This window comes from Streptomyces sp. NPDC101191 (assembly GCF_044767915.1).
In the GTDB taxonomy this organism is placed as follows: Bacteria; Actinomycetota; Actinomycetes; order Streptomycetales; family Streptomycetaceae; genus Streptomyces.
In genome coordinates this window covers 241,575-264,182 of the sequence record NZ_JBIWOU010000008.1, presented here as the reverse complement: position 1 = coordinate 264,182, position 22,608 = coordinate 241,575, and the positions used below count along the sequence as shown (strand labels likewise).

The following is a 22,608-nucleotide window of genomic DNA, read 5'->3' as shown; positions in this document are numbered from 1 at the left end:
TGCGTTTCTACGACGATCAGAACGCCCGCGCCGGGCCGAAGCGCCATAAGGGCCGATCCGCTCGGAACGGGCCGAACGGGCCGGCGAGCAGCCCCTGGAGGACGTGTGCCACCCGCTGCCGAGACCGAGCACCCCCCGTCGCGGCCCCGGCTGCGGGCAGCGGCCGGGGCGGCCGTGCTCACCGGACTGCTGTTCTGCCTCGCGGGGCGCCTCGCGGGGAGCTATCCGTTCGGCCCCAGGACCCGGAACATCGTCGACCTGGGCCAGCAGTACCTCCCGTTTCACGCGTACTGGCGGACGCTGCTCACGGGGGAGAGCCACGGCGATCTCTTCCTCAACTGGACGTCGGGATTCGGCTCCAACTTCCTCGGCGACTTCGGCACCTATCTGAGCAGCCCGTTCGATCTGCTCGTCGTCCTCTTTCCGGCGGACCGCACCGAACTCGCCCTGTACGTCGTCACCACCGCCAAGATCGCCACCGCGGCCGCGGCGATGGCGGCCCTGCTCCTCACCCTCAGGCGCGGGCCCTGGCCGGTCGCCGCCGTCCTCGGCACCGCGTACGCCCTGTCCGGCTGGACCTTCAACTACGCGGCCACCGTGCCGATGTGGCTCGACGGACTCGTCGCCTTCCCGCTGCTGTGCCTGGTGGGGGAGTGGGCCCGCAAGGGGCGCCGGCCGGTCCTGGGGCCGCTCGTCGTCGCCGTCGCCTGGTTCGCCAACTTCTACACCGCCTACATGGCCACCATCGGCGCCGGCGTCGTCCTCGTCGTCCGGCTGCTCACCACCGACGACACCGGCTCCGACCGGCCCGCCGTCACACGCACCGGCGCCGCCCCCGGCCGCGCGTCCGGCGCGGGCACCGCCACCCACGACGCCACCCACGACGCCGACCGCGCGCGCCACGGCGACGGCCGCCTCCGTGATCCGGACGGCCGGTACGGCAGCGGCGGCTCCGACGGCCTGGACGGCCCGGAGGGCAGCGGCGGCTCCGGCGGCCCGCGCCGGACCCTCGGCCGGTACGGCAGCGGCGGCTCCAATGCCCTGGACGGCCCGGACGGCAGCGGCGGCTCCGACGGCCCCCGCCGCACCGTCGGGCAGCGGCGCCCGCGCCTCGCCGCGCTACTGCGGGCCGCCCGGAGCGTCCTCATCGGCATCGGGCTGGCAGCCCCGCTCGTCGTGGTCATCTTCCTCGCCACCAAGGTCGCCGACCCGACCCCGCCCACCGCCTTCGCCCCCGCCGCCTGGACGGACGTGCTCGCCCGCTTCCTGCCGGCCACCGCGAGCGTCGCCACCCCCGCCCTCTTCATCGGCACGCCCGCCCTCGCCCTCGCCCTCACCCTGCCCTTCAACACCTCCGTCGCCGCCCGGGTCCGCACCGGCTGGGCCGTGGCGGTCGTCCTGGTCACACTCTCCCTGCAGTGGGAGCCGACCCATCTGATCTGGCACGCGGGCGCCTCGCCCAACGGCATCCCCTACCGCCAGACCTTCGTCCTCTGCGGCCTGCTCCTCATGGCGGCCTGGCTGTCCGTGGCCCGGGGCGTGCCCCGGCCCCTCGCGCTGCTCGGCGGCGCCGGACTGCTCGTGTTCGGCGCCCGCGCGGCCGCCGTCAGCCGGGACATCGACCGATGGACGTACCCAGCCGCCGTCGGCGCCATGGCCCTGGCCGTGCTCGCCGCCGTCGCCGCACTGCTCGCCCGCGGGGCCACGGGCCGCCGCGCCCGGCGCCTGCTGCCGGTCCTGGCGGTCGGACTGCTGCTCGCCGCGCAGACCGGGGAGATCCTCGTCACCGGCAAGCGCACGGAGGAACAGCAGCTGAGCAAGGTCTCCTGGTCGCCACGTGTCGGCCCCTGGCACACGGACATGACCCGCGCCGTCGCGGAGAAGGACGCCTGGCCGAGGCACCGCACCGACCCCGGCGAGGTGCCCGGCGGCAACGACGTCCTGCTCGTCGGCGGGCAGGGCGCCGACTACTACAGCAGCCTCACGGCCGACACGTACTCCCGGACGCTCGCCGGTCTCGGCTTCGGCTACTTCGCCAAGGGCCGGCACCCCGTCACCCTCGACAACCCCGTCACCGACGCGATCTTCTCGATCGGCACCCGGATGCGGTCCACCCCGAAGGCCGAGCTCGCCGTCGACCGGCTCCCCGAGGCCGGCATCACCGTCACGGACACCCCCGTACCGCCGCTCGTGACCGTCCACCCGACGGACCCAAGGCCGCGGACGAGCGCGGCGAACGCCTTCGCCCGCCAGGAGCGCATGCTCGGCCACACCGTCTACGAGGTCCCCGCCGCGCGCCGTACCGACGCACCCGACGGCACCGCCACCCTCGACGTGCGCTGCCCGGCCGGCTCCGAGGTCTGGTTCTGGGCGCCCGAGTACCAGGGCACCGCCGCGCTCGCGGACGGCCCGGCAGTGGGCTTCGCCGGCAGACTTCCCGCCGTACTGGGCCCCATGCAGCGGCTCGGCACCGTCCCCGCCACCGGTGCCGTACGGATCCGGCTGCTCCCCGAGGACGGCGCGAAGCCCCGGCTGAAGCTGCCCGCCCAACCCGTCGGCTGCCTGGAGCGGCAAAGGCTCACCTCCGCCGTCCGGGACCTCACCGCCACCGGCGCGACCGAGGTGCGCACCACCGGCCACACCCTCACCGCGGACCTTCCCGCGGGCAGCACCGGCACCGCCGTGCTCGCCGTCCCCCGGATCTCCGGCTGGCGCTGTGCCGCCGGCGACGCCCCGCTCGCACCCGCACACAGCCGGCTCGGCCTGCTCGCCGTCCCCCTCGACGGCAAGGCCACCTCCGTGACCTGCTCCTTCCGCCCGCCGGGCGTCCGGATCGGCGGCGCGGTCGGTGCGGCGGCCCTCGCCGCCCTCCTGGCCACCGCCGTGCTCCACCGGCGCCGCGGCCGTGCACGCGAGGGACGGCAAGAGTTCACCGCCCGTGCACATCGGGCTCGTTCACCGGAGAAGAGCGCTGTCTAGTCTGCCCGCCTGTACAGATACGCGAGTTGGGGATTCCGAGTGCCGAAACTGTCCGTCGTCGTGCCGTTCCACAATGTCGGGCCCTACGCCCCCGACACCCTGCGCAGTCTCGCCGACAACGCGGATGCGGACACCGAGTTCCTGCTGGTCGACGACCACTCCACCGACGAGACCCCGGACTTCCTCGACCGCTGGAAGGACCGCATCCCGCAGGCCACCGTGATCCGGCACGAGACCAACCTCGGCGTGGCACAGGCCCGCAACACCGGCATCGACGCGGCGACCGGCGACTACCTCACCTTCCTCGACGGCGACGACTGGTACGCCCCCGGCCACCTGCGCGCGATGGTGGCCGGCATCGACCGCCTCGGCTGCGACTTCGCCCGCACCGACCACGTCCTGTCGACCGACCGCAACCGGCAGATCCGCTACGCGCCGGCCAAGGAACGCGACACCGTCATGGACCCGAGAGACGGCATCGCCCCGGCCAGCATGGTGACGATGGTCGACTACCCCTTCGTCCCCTTCGGCATCTACAGCGCCCGCCTCTTCGAGAACGGTGCCTCGCGTTTCGAGACGAAGCTGCGCACCGCCGAGGACCGGCTGTGGATCTGGCGGCTCCACCTCACGGCCCGCACCTACGCGGCCCTCTCCCTGCACGGAGTCTTCTACCGGCGCGGCGTCACCACCTCGCTGACCCAGATCACCGACAACCGCCAGCTCGACTTCATCCCGTCCTACGACCTGCTGCTCGACGAGGTCTCCCGCGACCGCGACGCCGACCGCTTCCTGCCGAAGGCCGTCCGCACCTACTGCGCGATGATCGCCTTCCACATGGCGAAGGCCGACCAGTACGAGCCCGCCGTCACCAAGCGCCTCCGGCGCGATGTCAGCGACGCCCTGCGCCGGATGCCGCAGGCGGTCCTCGACGAGACCCTCGCGACCATGGACACCCCCCGCAGCACCCTGCTCAGGAGCCTGCGAGACACCGGAAAGGCCGCCTGACCCATGGCGCACGACCGCGTTCAGATCTTCCAGGTGTCGACGCTCTACGGCGCCGCCACCGTGGCGGCCGCCCTCGACGCCGGCCGGTTCGGCGCCCCCGGCCACGCCCGCCGCCTCCTCCTCGTCGCGAACAACGCCGAGATCCCCGAGACCGCCGTCCGGATCGACTCGATGACCGGCTACGAGCGGATCGCCGCCCGCTTCGACGAGGTCGTCGACTGGAACGAGGCCGTCCACCCGCACCACCCCAGCTCCTGGGCGCCCCGCCCCGAGGAGTCCCCGCTGTGGCAGCGGGTCCTCCGCACCGCGTGGGGCCTGGGCTCCGCCACCGTCGAGGTGATCGTCGAGTCCATCCAGGTCAACCCGGCGAAGGCGCTCGCCGCCGTGTTCGCCGAAAGCGCCGTCCACGTCTACGCCGACGGGCTCATGAGCTACGGCCCCACCCGCGACGAACTGCCCCAGTCGATCGCGGCCCGGGTCCGCCGGGTCCTCCACCTCGACCTGGTGCCGGGACTGCGCCCGCTGCTGCTCACCGAGTACGGCGTCGGGGCCGAGCTCGTCCCCGACGACGCCTTCCGTGCCGTTCTCCGGGAGATCGCCGAGGACGGGGGCGAGGACGGCCGGCTGGCGGAGGCCGTCGCCGCCGCGCCGACCGCGCTGCTGCTCGGTCAGTACCTCGCCGTCCTCGGCATCCTCACCGGCGAGGAGGAAGAGGAGCTGCACCTGCGGATGCTGCGCGGCGCGGTCGCGGCCGGGCACCGCTCGATCGTCTTCAAGCCGCACCCCACGGCCCCGGCGAGCTATTCGCACGCCCTCCACGAGGAGGCCGCCCGCACCGGCGTGACCCTGACCGTGCTGGACGGGCCGCTGCTCGCCGAGACCTTCTACGAGCGCTGCCGTCCCGGCCTCGTCGTCGGCTGCTTCTCCACCGCGATGCTCACGGCCGCGGTCTACTACGGCGTCCCCGTCGCGCGCGTGGGCACCGACACCGTGCTGGCCCGGCTCACCCCGTACGAGAACAGCAACCGCGTCCCGCTGACGATCGTCCACCACCTCGTCCCCGACCTGGAGGGCGCCGCCGAGCCCGCCGTACCCGGCGAGGCGCCCGACAGTCTCGCGCCGCTGGTCCGGGCGGTCGGCCACTGCATGCGCCCGACCGCGCACCCGGGCCTGCGAACCGAGACGATCGCCTACCTGGCGGCACACGGCACCGGCCCCGCGGCCGCGCTCCACTTCCCGGCGGAGCGGCTGGCGGAGCTGGCACTGCGGATCCCGGCGCGGGCGTAGGCCTGCAGGTGGGCACCCGGGCGTTCGTCTCGCCGTCATGCGTGGCGGGGGAGCAGGAGCGCGCCCGGAGCCTTGTGCGCCCTGGCCGCCGTGGTTCCGGGCGGCCGTGTCCTAGCGTCGGGGCGTCGACCGCACCAGCGTGAAGACCGCGCCCTCCGGGTCGGTCACCAGGGCGAGCCGCCCCGCCGTGCCCTCGCGCGGCGGACGCAGCACCTGGCCGCCCAGCTCGCCGACCAGGCGGGCGGACGCGTCCACGTCCTCGACCTCGAAGTACGTCATCCAGTGCGCGCCCCGGTCCCGCGGCAGCGCCGTGCCCACCCCGTGCAGGGAGGCGACCGGGCGGCCGTCGAGGTGGAGCGTCAGATAGTCGAAGTCGGCGGAGACGACGGGTTCGGCCTCGTAACCGAAGATCGACCGGTAGAACTTGGCGACCGAGGACGTCTCGTACGTGAGGAGCTCGTTCCAGACCGGGGTCCCGGCGCGTCCGGCGGCCGCGGTGCCGTGGTGGGACTCGGCCTGCCAGACGCCGAAGACGGCGCCGGCCGGGTCCGCGCAGATCGCCATGCGCCCGGCCTCGCCCGCGTCGATCGGGCCGACCGCCACCGTGCCGCCGCAGCAGCGGACGTTCTCCGCCGTCGCGTCGGCGTCGTCGGTGGCCAGGTAGGTCGTCCAGGCGATCGGCAGATGCCGGTCGGGGGGCAGCTGGCCGATGCCGGCCACTTCCCGGCCGTCGAGCAGCGCGCGCACGTACGGTCCGAGCTGCTGCGGCCCGGGCACGAACTCCCAGCCGAACAGCGCGCCGTAGAACTCCTGCGTCGCGTCAAGTCCGTGCACCATCAGGCTCACCCAACAGGGTGTACCGGGTGTGCGCCGAGTCGCCTCGGTCATCGTCACTCTCTCCTCGCCAGTGGCCGTACGAGGTGGGGCCGGAAGTCCGTCCAAGGGGGCCCCGGCGGGTCACTGCCCGCCGCCCGGCCCTCCTACACCTGCGCCGGTCGTACGCTCTGCGCTGATCGTTGCACCACGGAGCGCGCCGCGCGCCCCGGACAATCCGGGAGAGGTCCGATCTCGGCGTGCGGGCTGAGCGAGGATGGCCCCATGAAGCCCATCATCTCCGCAAGCGAACTCGTGAGCGAATCGGCCGGAGCAAGGCCGCCGGTCCTCCTGGACGTCCGCTGGACCCTCGGCGGTCCGCCCGGGCGTCCCGAGTACGAGGCCGGCCATCTTCCCGGCGCCGTCTACGTGGACCTCGACACCGACCTCGCGGGTCCGCCCGGGAGCGGCGGGCGGCACCCGCTGCCGGACGTCGCCGCCTTCGGCGCGGCGATGCGCCGGGCGGGCGTCTCGGCGGACACCCCCGTCGTCGTCTACGACGGCGGCCTGGGCTGGGGCGCGGCGCGGGCCTGGTGGCTGCTGCGCTGGGCGGGGCACCCGGACGTCCGGGTCCTCGACGGCGGGCTGGCCGCGTGGCCGGGGGAGCTGGTGAAGGACGTCCCGGACCCGGCGCCGGGCGACTTCGAGCCGCGCCCGGGCGCCCTGGGCCTGCTGGACGCGGAGGGCGCGGCGAGCCTGGCCCGTTCCGGCCTCCTCCTCGACGCGCGCGCCGCCGAGCGCTACCGCGGCGACGTGGAGCCCATCGACCGGGTCGGCGGCCACATCCCGGGCGCCGTCTCGGCCCCGACGACGGAGAACGTCGGCCCGGACGGGCTCTTCCTGCCCGCCGAGGACCTCGCGGCGCGCTTCTCCGCCCTGGGCGCCACGGAGGGCGCGGACGTCGCGGTCTACTGCGGCTCCGGCGTCTCCGGCGCCCACGAGGTCCTCGCCCTCGCGATCGCCGGGCGCCCGGCAGCCCTCTACGCCGGCTCCTGGTCCGAGTGGTCCGCCGACCCGGGCCGCCCGGTGGCCACGGGTCCGGATCCGCAGTAGTCCGCCCGGCAGCGCACGGCGAGGGGGCCCGGGCTCGCGCACGGCGAACGGGCCCCCTGCTCGTGCACGGCGAGGGGGCCCGGGCTCGCACACGGCTAACGGGCGCGGGCTCACGGCGAGTGGGCCCGGGCTCGCGCACGGCGAAAGGGCCCGCGCCCCTGGCGCGGGCCCTCACACGTCAGGCCTCAGTCCTGCTTCTTGCGGCGTGTGCCGAAGACGATCTCGTCCCAGCTCGGGACCGCCGCGCGGCGGCCCGGGCGGACGCCGTCGGCCTCGGCCTGGCGGTCCGTGGTGCCGATGAGGCGGTCGCGGTGGCCCGAGACGGCGCGGGGCATGAGGACGTCCGCGTAGGCGGAACCGGCGCCCGCGGAGGCCGCCGGGGCCGGCGGCTCCTCGGCCTCGACCTCGTCGGAGGGTTCCGTGTCGGCCGGCTCCGGGACCACCATGTCGCCGCGGAAGCTCGGCACCGCTTCCAGGAGGCTGGTCAGGGAGTCCCGCTCCTCCTCCGGCTCGGGGGCCGGGACCGGTGTCCGCTCGATCTGGCGGTCGAGCGCACGGTCCAGCGGCCGGTCCCGGGGCAGCCGGGCGATCCGCGGCACGAAGGGGAAGGTCGGCTCCGGGGCGGCGGCCAGCGTGTCGTCGGTCTCGCCGATCAGCGCCCGCGCCTCGTCGTCGACGGCCTGGACGAGCCGCCGGGGCGGGTCGTACGTCCAGCTCGCGGTGTGCACCTCGCCCGCGACGCGGTAGACGAGCAGCACCTCCCAGGTGCCGTCGTCACGGCGCCAGGAGTCCCACTGCACGGTGTCCTTCTCGGCGCCGCGCAGCAGCAGCCGCTCCTGCACCGCCTCGCCGAGCTGGGGGCCGGTGTTCTCGCCGGGCCGACGCACGGGGGTCTTGCGGGCCCGCTCCGCCATGAACGCGCGCTCGGCGAGTACGGGGCCCTCGAAGCGCCGTACCCGGTCGACGGGGATGCCGGCGAGCTGCGCGACCTCCTCCGCGGACGCGCCGGCACGTATCCGTGCCTGGATGTCCCGGGGGCGGAGGTGGCTCTCCACCTCGATCTCGATCTGCCCGAGGCGCGCGCGGTCGTTGCGTACCGCGGCGCGCAGCCGCTCGTCGATCGGAAGCGTGTACTCCGTGCTGTCAGCAGCCTTCAGCACCAGTCGTGTGCCGTCGTTCGAGACGGCCACGACACGCAGTTCGGGCATGGGAACCTCCCGGGTGGTGCCTGCCGACGTCACGTGCGTCGCTGCTTCCGCTAGTCGAGTGTGGCCTGCCCGGGTGCAGCCTGCCACAACCCTGCCGAGTTGCCCGGCGTGTCGGGCATGGACCCTGGAGCGCCGTTATGGCACGGTTACCTGATTGCGACGCAGAGTGACAGGCCGTCACGCTGTGTCGCGGGTGCCCGTGCGTGCCGTGGCGTCGTCGGTTCGAGTGCCACCTTCGGCCCCCTTCCGTCGATTCCGGACACCCGTGAGGGAATCCGGACCCAGGGCTCGCCACAGTACTCCATTCGGGCCACCTGGGTGGACCGCCGCGCCGCCCAACTTCTCGGGAGGTTCGGGAGTTGAGTCTCCGCCTTCTCCCCCCGTGCGTGTCCCTCTTCACAGAAACGCCAGAAACGGAACTAATCCCTTCGCCCATTTGTCCCTTGTGAGTGCATGGTGGAACAGATGGACAGCAGGGGTTGGACATGCGTCACACGCCGGAAACCGGCACGGAGGAGCGGAAAACCGGCGCAAAGGAGCGCGAGAACGAGAGGAAACGCTTCGACCTGAGCGTTCCTCAGGTCGCGGGCAGCGCGATCGCCGCCGTCCTCGCCGCCAAACTCGCCTCCACGCTGGGCGTGTACGGCACCATCCTCGGCGCCGGCGTGATCAGTGTCATCGCCACCTGCGGCGGTCCGGTCCTGCAGCACGTCTTCAAGCGCACCGGCGAGCAGATGCGCGGGGCCGGCACCCAGGCGAAGCCGCACGGGCCTCGGCTGCCCGTGACGCCCGAGGCCGGCCACAGCGAGGAGTTCGGCGCGCCCACCACCCACGGCACCCGGGTCCGGGGCTGGAAGCGCCCCTTCCTGGGCGCGGCCGTGGTCTTCCTGGTCGCGATGGGCGGCATCACCGCGTACGAGCTGAGCTCCGGTCAGGACCTCGGCGGCACCCAGGGGTCCACCACCTTCGGCTCCGCGGTCCGCGGCCGGGCGAGCGGCGACACCGGCGGCGACAAGGGCGAGGAGCACCCGTCCCGGGGCGGCACGCCCGACGTCACGCCGGGCACCGGCGGCGACGGTTCCACCGGTGGGCGGGGGACGCACCCGACCCCGGACACCACCCCGGGGACCGGCTCGCCGACCCCCGACGTCACCCCGACCCCCGCGCCCACGCCGTCCGGCTCCGCCGAGCCCACCGACGGTGGCACGACCCCGCCCCCCACGGAGCCGCCGACGACCCCGCCGGCCACCGCCCCCGCGAGCCCGCGGGGGACGGCGGGCGAATGACCGTCAGTCGCCGAGCACCCGGCGCAGGTAGTCGTTGGCGAAGCGCCGGTCCGGGTCCAGCCGGTCCCGCAGCTCGACGAACTCCGCGAACCGCGGATAGACCTTCTCGAAGTAGGCGGCGTCCCTGGTGTGCACCTTCCCCCAGTGCGGCCGGCCGCCGTGCTCGGTCATGATGCGCTCCACGGCGGTGAAGTAGGCCTGGTGCGGCGTGCCCTTGTACAGGTGCACGGCGATGTACGCGGACTCCCGGTCCGAGGCCGTGGACAGCGTGATGTCGTCGGCGGGCGCCGTCCGCACCTCCACCGGGAAGCTCACCTTCAGCGGTGAGCGCTCGATCATCGCCTTCAGCTCCCGCAGCGCCGTCACGGCCGCCTCGCGGGGCAGCGCGTACTCCATCTCCAGGAAGCGCACCCGGCGCGGCGAGGTGTAGACCTTGTACGGGATGTCCGTGTACGTGCGGGCCGACAGGGCGCGGCTGGAGATCTTCGCGATCGACGGGATGACCGGCGGCACGGCCCGGCCCAGCGAACAGGCCAGCTGGAAGATGCCGTTGGACAGCAGCTCGTCCTCGATCCAGCCGCTGACCTTCCCGGGCGGGGCCGCCGGGCCCGCGCTGCGGTTGTTGCGCTTGGTGTTGCAGTTGTCCGTGTGCGGGAACCAGTAGAACTCGAAGTGCTCGTTCTCCGCGTGCAGCTCGTCGAACTCCGCGGTCACCCGGTCGAAGGACATCGGCTCCTCGCGCGCGGTGAGCAGGAAGACCGGCTCCACGGCGAAGGTGATGGCGGTGATCACGCCGAGCGCGCCCAGGCCGATCCGGGCGGCGGCGAAGACCTCGGGGTTCTCCGTCCTGGAGCAGGTCATCAGGCGCCCGTCGGCCGTGACCAGTTCGAGCGCGCGGATCTGCGCGGCGATGGAGGCCGATTCGCGGCCGGTGCCGTGCGTGCCCGTGGAGGTGGCCCCGGCGACGGTCTGCTCCATGATGTCGCCCATGTTCGTGAGCGACAGGCCCTCCCGGGCCAGCGCCACGTTGAGCCGCTTCAGCGGCGTGCCGGACTCCACGGTCACGGTCATCGCCTCGCGGTCGATCCTCCGGATGCCGGTGAGCAGTCCGGGCCGGACGAGCACGCCGTCCGTGGCGGCGATCGAGGTGAACGAGTGGCCGGTGCCGACCGTCTTCACCCGCAGCCCGTCCTCGGCGGCCCTGCGCACGGCGTCCGCGAGCTCCTCGGCCGAGGCCGGGCTCACCTCCCGTACCGGGCGGGAGGTGACGTTCCCCGCCCAGTTACGCCACGGGCTGCTCGCCGCCCCGTTCCCCGACCACTGCGTCGCCCGTGTCCTCGGCGTCCTGCTCACGCTGCCCCTCCCGCGTCGGCACCGGCCTGCGCAGCCGGCGGAAGCCCAGGAGCGCCACCACGACCGCGAGCGCACCCGAGACCACGGGCACCACGTACGCCGCCTTCGCCCCGGACGCGTCGACCACCCAGCCGGCGGCCGAGGAGCCGAGCGCCACACCGATCGCGAGCCCGGTCCCTGTCCAGGTCATGCCCTCGGTCAGCTTGGTGCGCGGTACGTGCGCTTCGACGAGGGCCATCGTGGTCACCATCGTCGGTGCGATGGAGAGGCCCGCGACAAAGAGCGCCACGGCCAGCAACGGCAAGTTCCCGGCCAGTAGGAGGGGGATCATACTCACGGCCATCGCGCAGACGCCCAGGAGCCACCTCAGCGACGGCTCGCCCTTGAGGTGGAGCAGTCCGAAGACCGCGCCGGCCAGGCAGGAGCCCAGCGCGTAGACGGCCAGAACCAGACTTGCGGCGGCCTTGTGGCCCTGCTCCTCGGCGAACGCGACCGTCACCACGTCCACGGAACCGAAGATGGCGCCGGTGGCGACGAAGGCGAGCGCGAGCACCTGGAGGCCGGGGGAGCGCAGCGCGGAGCCGCCGGTGTGCGCCCCGCGCGGGTGCGGGGCGGGCTCGGTGGCGCGCTGTGCGGTCAGCCAGAAGACGCCGATGGCGAGGAAGACGCCGGCGAGCAGCGGGCCCGCCTCGGGGAACCAGACGGTCGACAGGCCGATCGAGATGATCGGGCCGAAGATGAAGCACACCTCGTCGACGATCGACTCCCACGAGTACGCGGTGTGCAGCTGCCGCGCCTCGCCCCGGTAGATGTCCGCCCACCGGGCACGGGTCATCGCGCCGACGCTCGGCACGCAGCCGATGAAGGCCGTGAAGAAGAAGAGGGTCCAGTCCGGCGCCTCGAACTTCACGCAGAACAGCAGTCCCGCGCCGGCCACGAGCGACACCAGGGTCGCCGGGCGCAGCACCCGGCGCTGTCCGTGCCGGTCGACCAGCCGCGAGATCTGCGGGCCGATCGCCGCGGCGGACATCGCGAGCGTCGCGGAGAGCGCGCCGGCGAGCCCGTACCGCCCGGTGACCTGGGAAATCATGGTGACGATGCCGATGCCCATCATGGACAGCGGCAGGCGGCCGACGAACCCGGCGACGGAGAAGGCTCTGGTGCCGGGCGCTGTGAAGATCGCGCGATAGGGACTGGGCAAGGGGATCTCCGGGATCGGGCAGGGCGTGCGGACGCGCACGGGTCGGGCCGGGGCGCTCAACACGTGTAATTAATAGCTAAAGCCTACGGCTTTGAACTGGTGGGGTCACTCACTTTTTTCGGTCGGGCCGCGGCCCGGGCCGTCCGAGGCGAGTGGGAGGATCGGTGCCATGTCCGACGAGCTCGATCCCGCCCCGTACGACGCCCTGCTGCTGCTCTCCTTCGGTGGCCCCGAGGGCCCGGACGACGTGGTCCCGTTCCTGGAGAACGTGACCCGCGGCCGAGGCATCCCCAAGGAACGGCTGAAAGAGGTAGGGCAGCACTACTTCCTCTTCGGCGGCGTCAGCCCCATCAACGACCAGAACCGCGCCCTGCTCGACGCCCTGCGCGCGGACTTCGCCGCCGAAGGCCTCGACCTGCCGGTCTACTGGGGCAACCGCAACTGGGCGCCGTACCTCACCGACACCCTGCGCGAGATGATCACCGACGGCCGACGCCACATCGCCGTCCTCGCCACCAGCGCGTACGCCTCGTACTCAGGCTGCCGCCAGTACCGCGAGAACCTCGCCGACTCCCTCGCCGAGCTGGAGGCGGAGGGGCTGCCGCTGCCCCGGGTCGACAAGCTCCGGCACTACTTCAACCACCCCGGCTTCGTGCGCCCCATGGTCGAGGGCGTGCTCGCCTCCCTCGAGGAGCTCGACGCGTCCGTACGGGCCGGAGCCCACCTCGCCTTCACCACCCACTCCATCCCCGACTCCGCCGCCGACACCTCGGGCCCCGTCACCGACCACGGCGAGGGCGGCGCCTACGTGAAGCAGCACCTCGACGTCGCCCGGCTGATCGCCGACGCGGTCCGCGAGGAGACCGGCGTCGAGCACCCCTGGCAGCTCGTCTACCAGTCGCGCAGCGGCGCCCCGCACATCCCGTGGCTGGAGCCCGACATCTGCGACCACCTGGAGGAGCTGCACGGCGCCGGAGCCCCCGCCGTCGTCATGGTGCCGATCGGCTTCGTCTCGGACCACATGGAGGTCCTGTACGACCTCGACACCGAGGCCACCGCCAAGGCCGCGGAGCTGGGACTCCCGGTGCGGCGCTCGGCCACCGTCGGGGCCGACCCGCGGTTCGCCGCGGCCGTGCGCGAGCTCGTCCTGGAGCGGGCCGCGCACGAGCGCGGGGAACGCGTCGAACGCTGCGCCCTCGGCGCGCTCGGCCCCTCCCACGACCTCTGCCCGATCAGCTGCTGCCCCGCCCGGGCCGAGCGGCCGGCGGCGGCCGGCGCCGACAGCCCGTACGCGTAAGGAGACCGCCCCCGTGACCGACCCCCTGCTGCCCGAACTCCTCGACCTGGCCCTGGAGGCCGGCCGCCGGGCCGGTGCCCTGCTGCGCGACGGGCGACCGGACGACCTGACGGTGGCCCGGACCAAGACGAGCGCCATCGACGTGGTCACCGAGATGGACATCGCCGCCGAGAAGCTGATCACCGGCTTCCTCGCCGAGCACCGCCCCCAGGACGGCTTCCTCGGCGAGGAGGGCGCCTCCAGCACCGGTACCAGCGGGATCCGCTGGGTCGTCGACCCGCTGGACGGCACCGTGAACTACCTCTACGGCCTGCCGACCTGGTCCGTGTCCATCGCCGCCGAGCGGGACGGCGAGGCCGTCGTCGGCGTCGTCGAGGTCCCGCTGCGCGGCGAGACCTTCCACGCCGTCCTCGGCGGCGGCGCCTGGCTCGGCGACCGGCGCCTGGCCGTCCGCCCCTCCCCGGCGCTCGACCAGGCCCTCGTCGCCACCGGCTTCGGCTACCTCCAGGCCCGCCGCGCCCACCAGGCCGACGTCGCCCAGCGCCTCCTCCCGCGCGTCCGCGACATCCGCCGCGGCGGCTCGGCCGCGATCGACCTCTGCGACGTCGCCGCCGGCCGCCTCGACGCCTACTACGAACGCGGCCTCAACCCCTGGGACCTCGCCGCCGGCGACCTCATCGCCCGCGAGGCGGGCGCCCTCACCGGCGGCCGCGCCGGTGTCGCCGCGTCGGGGGAGCTGGCCCTGGCGTCGTCCCCGGGGCTGTTCGACGTCCTCCAGGAGTTCCTGGAGGACGCGGGCGCCTGGCACGACTGACCCGCATCGCGACGCGACATGGGTGGGCCCCCGGAGTCACCGACTCCGGGGGCCCACCCATGGTGCCGGGGGTCAGGCGCAGCTCGCGCCGACCTCCACGCCGTGTTCGGCGGCCAGGCGGTGCAGGTCGTCCAGCTCGGCCTGCTCGACGTCCGCGAGGAAGTCGTCGCCCGACTCACGAGCGCGCGTGAGGTCGGACTGCGTGGCCTTGATGCGGTGCAGCAGTCCTGCGGTGAAAGCGTCCATCGTGCGCCCCCTCGTGGTGGGTCGGTGGCACGGGGAGTGCCGGGGGTGGGTGGACCACACACTGCTACCTCTGGGGGACAGAGAGCGGTAGGTGGCGTGCCACCTACAGGGCGTGATCGCGGGGTGTGCAGTCGTCCTCCCCAGCCCTTTCCTCACAGAAACCTCAACTGGCCCGTGAATCAGGTGAATTCTTCCGGCCCCACTCCACCGGCCCCTCCCGTACGCCCGCCCGCCGACCCCCGCAGGACCGCCTTACAGCCGGTTTACGCGCGTTCGGGGCAGGATGGACACGCACAGTCAGTGCGCAGAACGCCCCGTCCGCCTCCAGGACCAGGGCTCCAGGAAAGGACATACCGACGTGCGCGTACTCGTCGTCGAGGACGAGCAGCTGCTCGCGGATGCGGTGGCCACCGGCCTGCGCCGGGAGGCGATGGCCGTCGACGTCGTGTACGACGGCGCCGCGGCCCTCGAACGGGTCGGGGTCAACGACTACGACGTCGTCGTCCTCGACCGGGACCTCCCCCTGGTCCACGGCGACGACGTTTGCCGGAAGATCGTCGAGCTCGGCATGCCCACCCGCGTCCTGATGCTCACCGCCTCCGGAGACGTCAGCGACCGCGTCGAGGGCCTGGAACTGGGCGCCGACGACTACCTGCCCAAGCCCTTCGCGTTCAGCGAGCTCACCGCCCGCGTCCGCGCCCTCGGCCGCCGCACCACCGTCCCGCTCCCGCCCGTCCTGGAGCGCGCCGGCATCAAGCTCGACCCCAACCGCCGCGAGGTCTTCCGCGACGGCAAGGAGGTCCAGCTGGCGCCCAAGGAGTTCGCGGTGCTGGAGGTCCTGATGCGCAGCGAGGGCGCCGTCGTCTCCGCGGAGCAGCTCCTGGAGAAGGCCTGGGACGAGAACACCGACCCGTTCACCAACGTCGTACGGGTCACCGTGATGACCCTGCGCCGCAAGCTGGGCGAGCCCCCGGTCATCGTCACGGTCCCCGGCTCGGGATACCGGATCTGACCCGATGCCCCAGAGCCCGGCGCCCGTGCACGCGCCTCCCAAGCCGACGTGGGACCCGAGGGACCCGGTCCGCCCGCTGCTGCGTCCGACCATCCGGATAAGACTCACCCTGCTGTACGGCGGGATGTTCCTGATCGCCGGCATCCTGCTGCTGGCGATCATCTACCTGTTCACCGCGCAGGCCCTGCGGGACAGCACGAGCGAGCTGCCCTTCAAGGTCGTCACCGGCACGGTCACCGCCACCACGGACTGGTGCCGGCTGCCGGACAAGTCCACCGGCGAGCAGCTCAACAACGCCGTCTCCATGTGCCTGCGGCACCAGAGCGACCTCGCCCTGGACGACCTGTTGCGCCGCTCCCTGTTCGCCCTGCTCGGCCTCAGCATCATCGCCTTCGCCTTCGGCTACGCGATGGCCGGCCGGGTGCTCTCCCCGCTCGGCCGGATCACCCGCACCGCCCGCCAGGTGGCCGGATCCGATCTGTCCCGGCGGATCGAGCTGGACGGACCGGACGACGAGCTCAAGGAGCTCGCCGACACGTTCGACGACATGCTGGGCCGCCTGGAGCGCGCCTTCAGCGCCCAGCAGCGCTTCGTCGCCAACGCCTCCCACGAGCTGCGCACGCCGCTGGCGATCAACCGCACACTCCTGGAGGTCCAGCTCTCGGACCCCGGGGCGCCGATGGAGCTCCAGCAGCTCGGCAAGACCCTGCTCGCCACCAACGAGCGCAGCGAGCAGCTGGTCGAGGGCCTGCTGCTGCTCGCCCGCAGCGACAACGAGATCGTCGAGCGCAAGCCGGTCGACCTCGCCGAGGTCGCCTCGCGGGCCGTGGACCAGGTGCATGCCGAGGCCGAGGCCAAGGGCGTCGAGTGCCGCGGGGAGCGGGCCCCGGCCGTCGTCCAGGGCAACGGCGTCCTGCTGGAGCGGATCGCCCTGAACCTGGTGCAGAACGCCGTGAGGTACAACATTCCGGAGGACGGCTGGGTGGAAGTCACGACCGAGACCCGGAACGGCGAGGCGGTCCTGCTCGTCACCAACACCGGACCCGTGGTTCCGGCGTACGAGATCGACAACATCTTCGAGCCATTCCGGCGCCTCCGTCAGGACCGCACCGGCAGCGACAAGGGGGTCGGCCTCGGCCTGTCGATCGCGCGCTCCGTCGCGCGCGCCCACGGCGGCCGTATCATCGCGGAGCCCCGCGAGGGTGGTGGCCTCGTGATGCGTGTCACGCTCCCGATCTGACACACTTCACGTGCCAACCGGATTTGTTCGCCTTGCGCGGAATTTCCGGGTCTCGTTCCTGAGACGGTCCTGTGTGATCGATCACAGGAATCAGTGTCCGGACCTCCACTCTCCGTGATCGAGAATTCTTCGGAAAACCCGGAAAAGTCCGGGTTTCCGGGGGTCGGAATGACGGGAAGTACACGGGGTGGCACCCGTGAAGGAGGGCCTGCGGACCGTGTACGGTCCGCATCGCCACCCAAAGCCGCTCACTCGTGAGAGGGCGGATTGGGTGTCGATTGAGTAACAGACCTTGATGTGAGGCAAAATCTCCGCCTCGGGTCGGGCACAAGTCCGGCCTCTCACGCGTTACGTGCGCTGGAGACACCGCAAACCACCCAGAGGGGGAGAGCGACATGGCAACGGATTACGACACCCCACGCAAGACCGACGACGACGTCGACTCGGACAGCCTTGAGGAACTGAAGGCCCGCCGGAACGACAAGTCGACCTCGACCGTCGACGTCGACGAGTTCGAGGCCGCCGAGGGCCTGGAGCTCCCGGGCGCAGACCTCTCGAACGAGGAGCTGGCCGTCCGGGTCCTGCCCAAGCAGGCGGACGAGTTCACCTGCATGAGCTGCTTCCTCGTGCACCACCGCAGCCAGCTGGCTCGGGAGAAGAACGGCCAGCCGATCTGCCGCGACTGCGACTGAGATCGAGCGGCCGTGGCAGGCGACACACCGTCTCGGAAGCGGCGGCTCCGACTCCTTGGGAGGTCGGAGACGTACAAGGGCGGCTCAGGCTCGGCAGAGGGCGTCACGGACGCTTCCTCCGCCGTGCACTCCGCCCACCTGCCCTCACCTGGCGCACGTGACGACGAGCGAGGCCATGCGGCCTCGCTCGAAGCAGCGGATGCGCCGCACCAGGCCGACGACGGCCCTGCCCCGGACAAGCAGCAGGACGACACCCCCAAGGGAGGCGTCCTGAGGCGCGTGGCCAACCCCGCGCGCGTCCAGCTCGACCGCATCAAGCTCGACAACGCCCGCATCGAAGCCGTACGGCGCGGAGTCAAGCGCGGCGGTCAGGGGGCCAAGGCCGGCATCGGGTATCTCGCGGACCGGGTCATGGAGCTCGCCCCGCGCGTGCCCGTCCGGGACCTGGCCACCCTGCAACGGCACTTCCCCGGGCTCGGCCCCGAGCAGATCGCCGACAAGCTGATCACCGGCGCGGCCAACGCCAGCGCCACCGTCGGCGCCGGCATCGGCGCCGCCGCCATGCTGCCCGTACCACCCGCGATGCCCGCGGAACTGGCCGCGGAGATCACCGGCGTCGCCGCCATCGAGATCAAGCTCATCGCCGAGCTCCACGAGGTCTACGGCCTGCGGCCGCCCGGCGGACTCACCCAGCGCTCGACCGCGTACCTGACCTCCTGGGCGGAGGAGCGCGGCATCGACCCCACCAAGCCGACCACGGTCAACGCGGCCCTCGGCGGCCAGCTCAAGCGCGAACTGCGCCAGCAGATCATGAAGCGCATGGTGCGCAACCTGCCGATGCTCACGCCGTTCATGGTGGGCGCGGCCGTCGGCGCGGTCATGAACCGGCGCGACACCAGAAAAGTCGCCGCGCACGTTCGCAAGGACCTGCGCGCCCGCCAGATCCCGTGGGACGCCCTCCCGGACCTGCCTCCGCTGGAGCAGCCGGAGAATCCCAAGGAGATCGACTTCTAGACCCCCGGTGCCCGCAGGGACCACTCCGGGGCCCGGACGCCCTCCAGAGGCCGTCCACCGCCCTTCCCGGGTGTCCTGCGGAGCACCGGCCACCCCCCACGCGCGCGTACGGGCGTGCGCATGGACATCTACGAGCAAACTAGCGGGCGTCGAGGAGCGCAGCTCAGAGGGCGCGTAGAGGCAGGGGGCGCGCTGTTACGGGCTCGCAAGGGCGCTTGCGTCGGGCGTGCGTGAGAGCGCTCGGGGTACCGGGCCCTGCGTACGGGGGGTTGCGTCGGGCCCGGCGTACAGGCGCTCGCGTACGGGCGCGCGCGTTCCGGGGGCCTCGCGCACGGGCGCTCGCCGTTACCAGGGCCTCTCGCACGGGCGCGCACAGGCCGCGAGCGGTGCCCCTCCCCTGATGCCCCCCGCGGTACGGCCCGGCCGACCGGCGGACGCGGCTCGACCTGCGGACGCGCCCCGGGCGGCGGACGCTCGGCTAGCGGGCCTCGGCGCGGGCCGACTCCAGGGCGCTCACCAGCGCCTCCGGATCACGGCTGGACAGATAGACGTACGGCGTCGGATCCGCCGGATCGGTCACCTCGACCCGCACGGCCGTCGGCACATAGCTGCGCATCAGCATGAAGGCGCGCGGATCGGCCTTGTACGAGCGCCAGGCGCGCGCCTCCTCCGCGTCCAGGACCTCCGGGACACCCAGGGCCGACACCGGAATCCGCGCGTCCCCCGCGACCAGCGACCCCGACACCACCCGCACCCGGGCGGAGCCGTACGAGGACACCGCCACCGCGGCCAGCGCCGCCGCCGCGACCACACCGACCAGCGTCGGCACCGTGCCCAGCGGGAACAGCACCAGACCGCCGGAAAGACCCAGCAGGGCCACGATCACCCACCAGGAGGCAGGGGCGGTGAGACGTTCGTCGAAGCTCGGCGCGGCGGGCTGTGCGGAAGACGCTGCGGAAGGCTGCATGCGTCCAAGCTTGGCACGGCGCGACCGCCGCCCGGCCGCGCGGGTAAGGTCTGCGCCTGTGACTGGAACATCTGCCGCTCTCACCCCGCCGGCCGACGCCATACCGCCGGTACGCCACCCGGACGCGCCCGCCCCCGGCGAGCTGCTCGGTGCGCACTACGAGTACTGCTTCGGGTGCGGCGGCGGGCAGCCCCACGGGCTGCACCTGGAGGCGCGGGCGGGCGAGGGCGTGACCGTCACCGCCGAGTTCACCGTGACCCCCGACCACCAGGGAGCCCCCGGCCTCGCGCACGGCGGCGTCCTCGCCACCGCGCTCGACGAGACACTGGGCTCCCTGAACTGGCTGCTGCGGGTCATCGCCGTGACCGGCCGCCTGGAGACCGACTTCGCCCGGCCCGTGCCGGTCGGCACCGTGCTCCACCTGCAGGCCGAGGTCACCGCCGTACACGGCCGCAAGATCTACTCGACCGCCGTCGGCCGGATCGGCGGGCCCGAAGGCCCCGTCGCCGTCCGCGCCGACGCCCTCTTCATCGAGGTCAAGGTCGACCACTTCATCGACAACGGGCGCCCGGAGGAGATCCAGGCCGCCATGTCCGACCCCGACCAGGTCAGGCGCGCCCGCGCCTTCGAGGTGAACCCCTGATGCGCAATCCCGTCGACGTACTCATCCGCCGCCTGGACCCGGAAGTGCCGATCCCGGCCTACGGGCACCCCGGCGACGCGGGCGCCGATCTGGTGACCACCGAGGCCGCCGAGCTCGCCCCTGGTGAGCGCGCCGTCCTGCCCACCGGCGTCTCCATCGCCCTGCCCGACGGCTACGCGGCCTTCGTGCACCCACGCTCCGGTCTCGCCGCCCGCTGCGGAGTCGCCCTCGTGAATGCCCCGGGGACGGTCGATGCCGGGTACCGTGGAGAGATCAAGGTGATCGTGGTCAATCTCGACCCGCGCGAAAGCGTGCGGTTCGAACGGTTCGACCGGATCGCCCAGCTGGTCGTCCAGCAGGTCGAGAAGGTGCGCTTCCACGAGGTCGCGGAGCTTCCCGGCTCCGCGCGGGCCGAGGGGGGCTTCGGGTCCACCGGCGGTCATGCCGACGTGGACGGCACAACGGGTGGGAATCGATACGCTTCGGTCGTATCCGACCGGGAAGGACAGTGACGTGTTCGGACGTCGCAAGAAGAGCGGTGCCGCGGAGGACGCGGCGGGCGAGGCCGAGCAGGTCGTCGACGCGGTCGACACCGAGGACGCGGCCGCGCCGCGCCGGGTGAACCTTCCGCCGGCGCCCCGGCCCGACGGGCCCTGGGACATCTCCGAGGTCGGCACGCCCGAGGAAGGCCGCGTGGACCTCGGCGGCATCTTCGTGCCCGGCGTCGAGGGCATGGAACTGCGCGTGGAGGTGGCGGGCGACGCGATCGTCGCGGCCACCGTCGTGCTGCGCGACAGCGCCGTGCAGCTCCAGGCCTTCGCAGCGCCGAAGAAGGAAGGCATCTGGGGCGAGGTCCGCGACGAGATCGCCGAGGGCATCACCCAGCAGGGCGGCGCCATCGAGGAGATCGAGGGCCCCCTGGGCTGGGAGCTGCGCGCCCAGGTCCCCGTGCAGCTGCCCGACGGCAACCGGGGCGTGCAGCTCGTGCGCTTCGTCGGCGTCGACGGCCCGCGCTGGTTCCTGCGCGGTGTGATCTCCGGCCAGGGCGCGGTGCAGCCCGAGGCCGCCGGTCTGCTGGAGCAGATCTTCCGGGACACCGTGGTCGTCCGCGGCGAGGGCCCCATGGCCCCGCGCGACCCGATCGTCCTCAAGCTGCCCAACGACGCGCAGATGGTGCCGGACGGCGTGCAGCAGGAGGACCAGGCCGGCTCCCGCTTCTCCGGCGGCATGGGCCAGCTGCAGCGCGGCCCGGAGATCTCCGAGATCCGCTGACCGCACGACAGGACCGAGGCCCGGTGGGCCGCCCCCGACCCCGGGAGCGGCCCACCGGGCTTTTCCACAGGCGCCCCTCCCACCCCGCGCCGGCTTATCCACAGCCCTGGCACCCGCCGCCGCCCTGTGCCCATACTGGCGGCGCACACGTTCGCACCAGGGGGGTAGCACGGTGAGTGAGAGCAACGCGCGGGCCGGCACGGCCGTCATCGAGGACCCGGCCGGCGCGCCCATGGTCCGCGTGGAGAACCTGCACCGGTCGTACGGGACGGGCGCCGCCGCCGTCCACGCCCTGCGCGGCGTCTCCTTCGACATCCCGCGCGGCGAACTCGTCGCCCTCAAGGGGCGCTCCGGCTCCGGCAAGACCACCCTGCTCAACCTCGTCGGCGGCCTCGACACCGCCGACCAGGGCCGCATCGTCATCGACGGCACCGACCTCGCCGACCTCGGCGAGGAAGGCCTTCTGCAACTCCGCCGGGACCGGATCGGCTTCATCTTCCAGTCCTTCGGCCTCATACCGATCCTCACCGCCGCCGAGAACGTCGGCGTGCCGATGCGGCTGCGCAAGGCCGACCCGAAGGAGCGCGAGGAGCGCGTCGCCCTGCTCCTCGCCCTGGTCGGCCTCGCCGACCACGCCGCGCAGCGCCCCGGCGAGCTCTCCGGCGGCCAGCAGCAGCGCGTCGCCATCGCCCGCGCCCTCGCCAACCGCCCCGCGCTCCTGATAGCCGACGAGCCGACCGGCCAGCTGGACGCCGAGACCGGCCTCGCGGTCATGGAACTCCTGCGCGCCGTGGTCCGCAGCGAGGGCTGTACCGCCCTCGTCGCCACCCACGACTCCCAGCTCCTCGGCCTGGCGGACCGCGTTCTGGAGCTGAGCGACGGCGAGATCGTGGAGTGCTGAGCGGGGTGGCGGCGGGTACGGAGGTGCGCGGTCGGGCGACGGCGAGATCGTGGAGCGCTGAGCGGGGTGGTGCCGCGTGCGGAGGTGCGCGGTCGGGCGACTGCGAGATCGTGGTGTGCTGAGCCGGGTGGTGCCGCGTGCGGAGGTGCGCGGCCGGGCGACGGCGGGATCGGCGAGCGCTGAGTGGGGTGGCGGCGGGTACGGAGCTGCGCGGTGCCCGGCTGTCACGGGGGCGCGCGGCGGTGGCGAGCCGTAGCCGTGTCGC

At 73.1% G+C, this 22,608-nt stretch carries 21 protein-coding genes; 15 read left to right on the top strand and 6 right to left on the bottom strand.

The genetic code is table 11. The features are described 5' to 3' along the window. The first annotated feature begins 105 nt into the window (after positions 1–105). The 3 genes from ACIRQF_RS29505 to ACIRQF_RS29495 are packed head-to-tail and all read left to right on the top strand — an operon-like array spanning position 106 to position 5,271. Positions 106–2,979: a YfhO family protein gene (locus ACIRQF_RS29505; protein WP_404096505.1), complete on the top strand. Its 2,874-nt coding sequence runs from the start codon at positions 106–108 to the stop codon at positions 2,977–2,979. A 39-nt stretch (positions 2,980–3,018) separates the two neighbouring features. Continuing rightward, positions 3,019–3,984 (top strand): glycosyltransferase family 2 protein, encoded by a 966-nt coding sequence (locus ACIRQF_RS29500; protein WP_404096503.1) that lies wholly within the window; start codon positions 3,019–3,021, stop codon positions 3,982–3,984. 3 nt (positions 3,985–3,987) lie between these two features. After that, complete coding sequence (locus ACIRQF_RS29495) at positions 3,988–5,271, top strand: polysialyltransferase family glycosyltransferase (RefSeq protein ID WP_404096501.1); 1,284 nt, start codon at positions 3,988–3,990, stop codon at positions 5,269–5,271. Positions 5,272–5,382: 111 nt separating this feature from the next. Here the strand turns inward: ACIRQF_RS29495 and ACIRQF_RS29490 are convergent, their stop codons facing one another. After that, positions 5,383–6,159 carry a VOC family protein gene (locus tag ACIRQF_RS29490; RefSeq protein ID WP_376628666.1) on the bottom strand — a complete coding sequence of 259 codons (777 nt, stop codon included), beginning with the start codon at positions 6,157–6,159 and terminating at the stop codon, positions 5,383–5,385. Between the two features lie 210 nt (positions 6,160–6,369). Here ACIRQF_RS29490 and ACIRQF_RS29485 point away from each other — a divergent pair, with 210 nt between their 5' ends. Further along, entirely contained in the window at positions 6,370–7,197 is an 828-nt protein-coding gene (locus ACIRQF_RS29485) for a sulfurtransferase (protein ID WP_382481641.1), read from the top strand. A 185-nt stretch (positions 7,198–7,382) separates the two neighbouring features. Here ACIRQF_RS29485 and sepH read toward each other — a convergent pair whose 3' ends face one another. Continuing rightward, positions 7,383–8,438: a septation protein SepH gene (gene sepH, locus ACIRQF_RS29480; protein ID WP_376628670.1), complete on the bottom strand. Its 1,056-nt coding sequence runs from the start codon at positions 8,436–8,438 to the stop codon at positions 7,383–7,385. 452 nt (positions 8,439–8,890) lie between these two features. On the opposite strand from sepH, the gene ACIRQF_RS29475 reads away from it, so the two are divergent. Further along, a complete protein-coding gene (locus ACIRQF_RS29475) occupies positions 8,891–9,691 on the top strand; it encodes a hypothetical protein (RefSeq protein WP_404096497.1) in 801 nt (266 codons plus the stop codon). Positions 9,692–9,694: 3 nt separating this feature from the next. On the opposite strand, the gene ACIRQF_RS29470 is transcribed toward ACIRQF_RS29475, so the two are convergent. Beyond that, positions 9,695–11,044: a D-arabinono-1,4-lactone oxidase gene (locus ACIRQF_RS29470; RefSeq protein WP_404096494.1), complete on the bottom strand. Its 1,350-nt coding sequence runs from the start codon at positions 11,042–11,044 to the stop codon at positions 9,695–9,697. Beyond that, the gene (locus ACIRQF_RS29465) at positions 10,974–12,245 is read right to left on the bottom strand and encodes an MFS transporter (RefSeq protein WP_404096492.1); all 1,272 of its coding nucleotides are present in this window, start codon (positions 12,243–12,245) and stop codon (positions 10,974–10,976) included. The genes ACIRQF_RS29470 and ACIRQF_RS29465 overlap by 71 nt, the downstream gene beginning before the upstream one ends. A gap of 169 nt (positions 12,246–12,414) precedes the next feature. Here ACIRQF_RS29465 and ACIRQF_RS29460 point away from each other — a divergent pair, with 169 nt between their 5' ends. Together ACIRQF_RS29460 and ACIRQF_RS29455 are read left to right on the top strand one after the other, a co-directional pair. Further along, entirely contained in the window at positions 12,415–13,542 is a 1,128-nt protein-coding gene (locus tag ACIRQF_RS29460; RefSeq protein WP_376628677.1) for a ferrochelatase, read from the top strand. A 13-nt stretch (positions 13,543–13,555) separates the two neighbouring features. Continuing rightward, positions 13,556–14,356, top strand: coding sequence for an inositol monophosphatase family protein (locus ACIRQF_RS29455; protein ID WP_404096489.1), 801 nt, complete (start codon positions 13,556–13,558; stop codon positions 14,354–14,356). Positions 14,357–14,428: 72 nt separating this feature from the next. On the opposite strand, the gene ACIRQF_RS29450 is transcribed toward ACIRQF_RS29455, so the two are convergent. Then, positions 14,429–14,602, bottom strand: a complete 174-nt coding sequence (locus tag ACIRQF_RS29450) for a hypothetical protein (protein WP_404096487.1) — start codon at positions 14,600–14,602, stop codon at positions 14,429–14,431. A gap of 358 nt (positions 14,603–14,960) precedes the next feature. Between ACIRQF_RS29450 and ACIRQF_RS29445 the strand changes: the two genes are divergently transcribed. The 4 genes from ACIRQF_RS29445 (at position 14,961) to ACIRQF_RS29430 (ending at position 18,560) form a co-directional block, all read left to right on the top strand. Beyond that, the gene (locus ACIRQF_RS29445) at positions 14,961–15,614 is read left to right on the top strand and encodes a response regulator transcription factor (protein WP_345485078.1); all 654 of its coding nucleotides are present in this window, start codon (positions 14,961–14,963) and stop codon (positions 15,612–15,614) included. A gap of 4 nt (positions 15,615–15,618) precedes the next feature. After that, positions 15,619–16,854 (top strand): sensor histidine kinase, encoded by a 1,236-nt coding sequence (locus tag ACIRQF_RS29440; protein WP_376628682.1) that lies wholly within the window; start codon positions 15,619–15,621, stop codon positions 16,852–16,854. Positions 16,855–17,249: 395 nt separating this feature from the next. Beyond that, complete coding sequence (locus ACIRQF_RS29435) at positions 17,250–17,546, top strand: DUF4193 domain-containing protein (RefSeq protein WP_003955561.1); 297 nt, start codon at positions 17,250–17,252, stop codon at positions 17,544–17,546. A gap of 12 nt (positions 17,547–17,558) precedes the next feature. Continuing rightward, the gene (locus tag ACIRQF_RS29430) at positions 17,559–18,560 is read left to right on the top strand and encodes a hypothetical protein (protein ID WP_404096484.1); all 1,002 of its coding nucleotides are present in this window, start codon (positions 17,559–17,561) and stop codon (positions 18,558–18,560) included. Between the two features lie 478 nt (positions 18,561–19,038). Here the strand turns inward: ACIRQF_RS29430 and ACIRQF_RS29425 are convergent, their stop codons facing one another. Further along, the gene (locus ACIRQF_RS29425; protein ID WP_382481652.1) at positions 19,039–19,527 is read right to left on the bottom strand and encodes a DUF3093 domain-containing protein; all 489 of its coding nucleotides are present in this window, start codon (positions 19,525–19,527) and stop codon (positions 19,039–19,041) included. A gap of 58 nt (positions 19,528–19,585) precedes the next feature. Here ACIRQF_RS29425 and ACIRQF_RS29420 point away from each other — a divergent pair, with 58 nt between their 5' ends. From ACIRQF_RS29420 to ACIRQF_RS29405, 4 genes are all read left to right on the top strand, one after another. Beyond that, positions 19,586–20,170 carry a PaaI family thioesterase gene (locus ACIRQF_RS29420; protein ID WP_376628687.1) on the top strand — a complete coding sequence of 195 codons (585 nt, stop codon included), beginning with the start codon at positions 19,586–19,588 and terminating at the stop codon, positions 20,168–20,170. Further along, positions 20,170–20,682, top strand: a complete 513-nt coding sequence (gene dut / locus ACIRQF_RS29415) for a dUTP diphosphatase (protein WP_389750413.1) — start codon at positions 20,170–20,172, stop codon at positions 20,680–20,682. Before ACIRQF_RS29420 ends, dut begins: the two co-directional genes overlap by 1 nt. A 1-nt stretch (position 20,683) precedes the next feature. After that, positions 20,684–21,442, top strand: coding sequence for a DUF3710 domain-containing protein (locus tag ACIRQF_RS29410; protein WP_376628691.1), 759 nt, complete (start codon positions 20,684–20,686; stop codon positions 21,440–21,442). Positions 21,443–21,674: 232 nt separating this feature from the next. Then, a complete protein-coding gene (locus ACIRQF_RS29405; protein ID WP_404096669.1) occupies positions 21,675–22,343 on the top strand; it encodes an ABC transporter ATP-binding protein in 669 nt (222 codons plus the stop codon). Positions 22,344–22,608: the final 265 nt, after the last annotated feature.

Coding starts and splice junctions, on each gene's coding strand:
- ACIRQF_RS29460 (WP_376628677.1), top strand. CDS start 12,415: ATGTCCGACGAGCTCGATCCCGCCCCGTACGACGCCCTGCTGCTGCTC.
- ACIRQF_RS29495 (WP_404096501.1), top strand. CDS start 3,988: ATGGCGCACGACCGCGTTCAGATCTTCCAGGTGTCGACGCTCTACGGC.
- ACIRQF_RS29475 (WP_404096497.1), top strand. CDS start 8,891: ATGCGTCACACGCCGGAAACCGGCACGGAGGAGCGGAAAACCGGCGCA.
- ACIRQF_RS29485 (WP_382481641.1), top strand. CDS start 6,370: ATGAAGCCCATCATCTCCGCAAGCGAACTCGTGAGCGAATCGGCCGGA.
- dut (WP_389750413.1), top strand. CDS start 20,170: ATGCGCAATCCCGTCGACGTACTCATCCGCCGCCTGGACCCGGAAGTG.
- ACIRQF_RS29405 (WP_404096669.1), top strand. CDS start 21,675: ATGGTCCGCGTGGAGAACCTGCACCGGTCGTACGGGACGGGCGCCGCC.
- ACIRQF_RS29435 (WP_003955561.1), top strand. CDS start 17,250: ATGGCAACGGATTACGACACCCCACGCAAGACCGACGACGACGTCGAC.
- ACIRQF_RS29490 (WP_376628666.1), bottom strand. CDS start 6,159: ATGACCGAGGCGACTCGGCGCACACCCGGTACACCCTGTTGGGTGAGC.
- ACIRQF_RS29440 (WP_376628682.1), top strand. CDS start 15,619: ATGCCCCAGAGCCCGGCGCCCGTGCACGCGCCTCCCAAGCCGACGTGG.
- ACIRQF_RS29450 (WP_404096487.1), bottom strand. CDS start 14,602: ATGGACGCTTTCACCGCAGGACTGCTGCACCGCATCAAGGCCACGCAG.
- ACIRQF_RS29425 (WP_382481652.1), bottom strand. CDS start 19,527: ATGCAGCCTTCCGCAGCGTCTTCCGCACAGCCCGCCGCGCCGAGCTTC.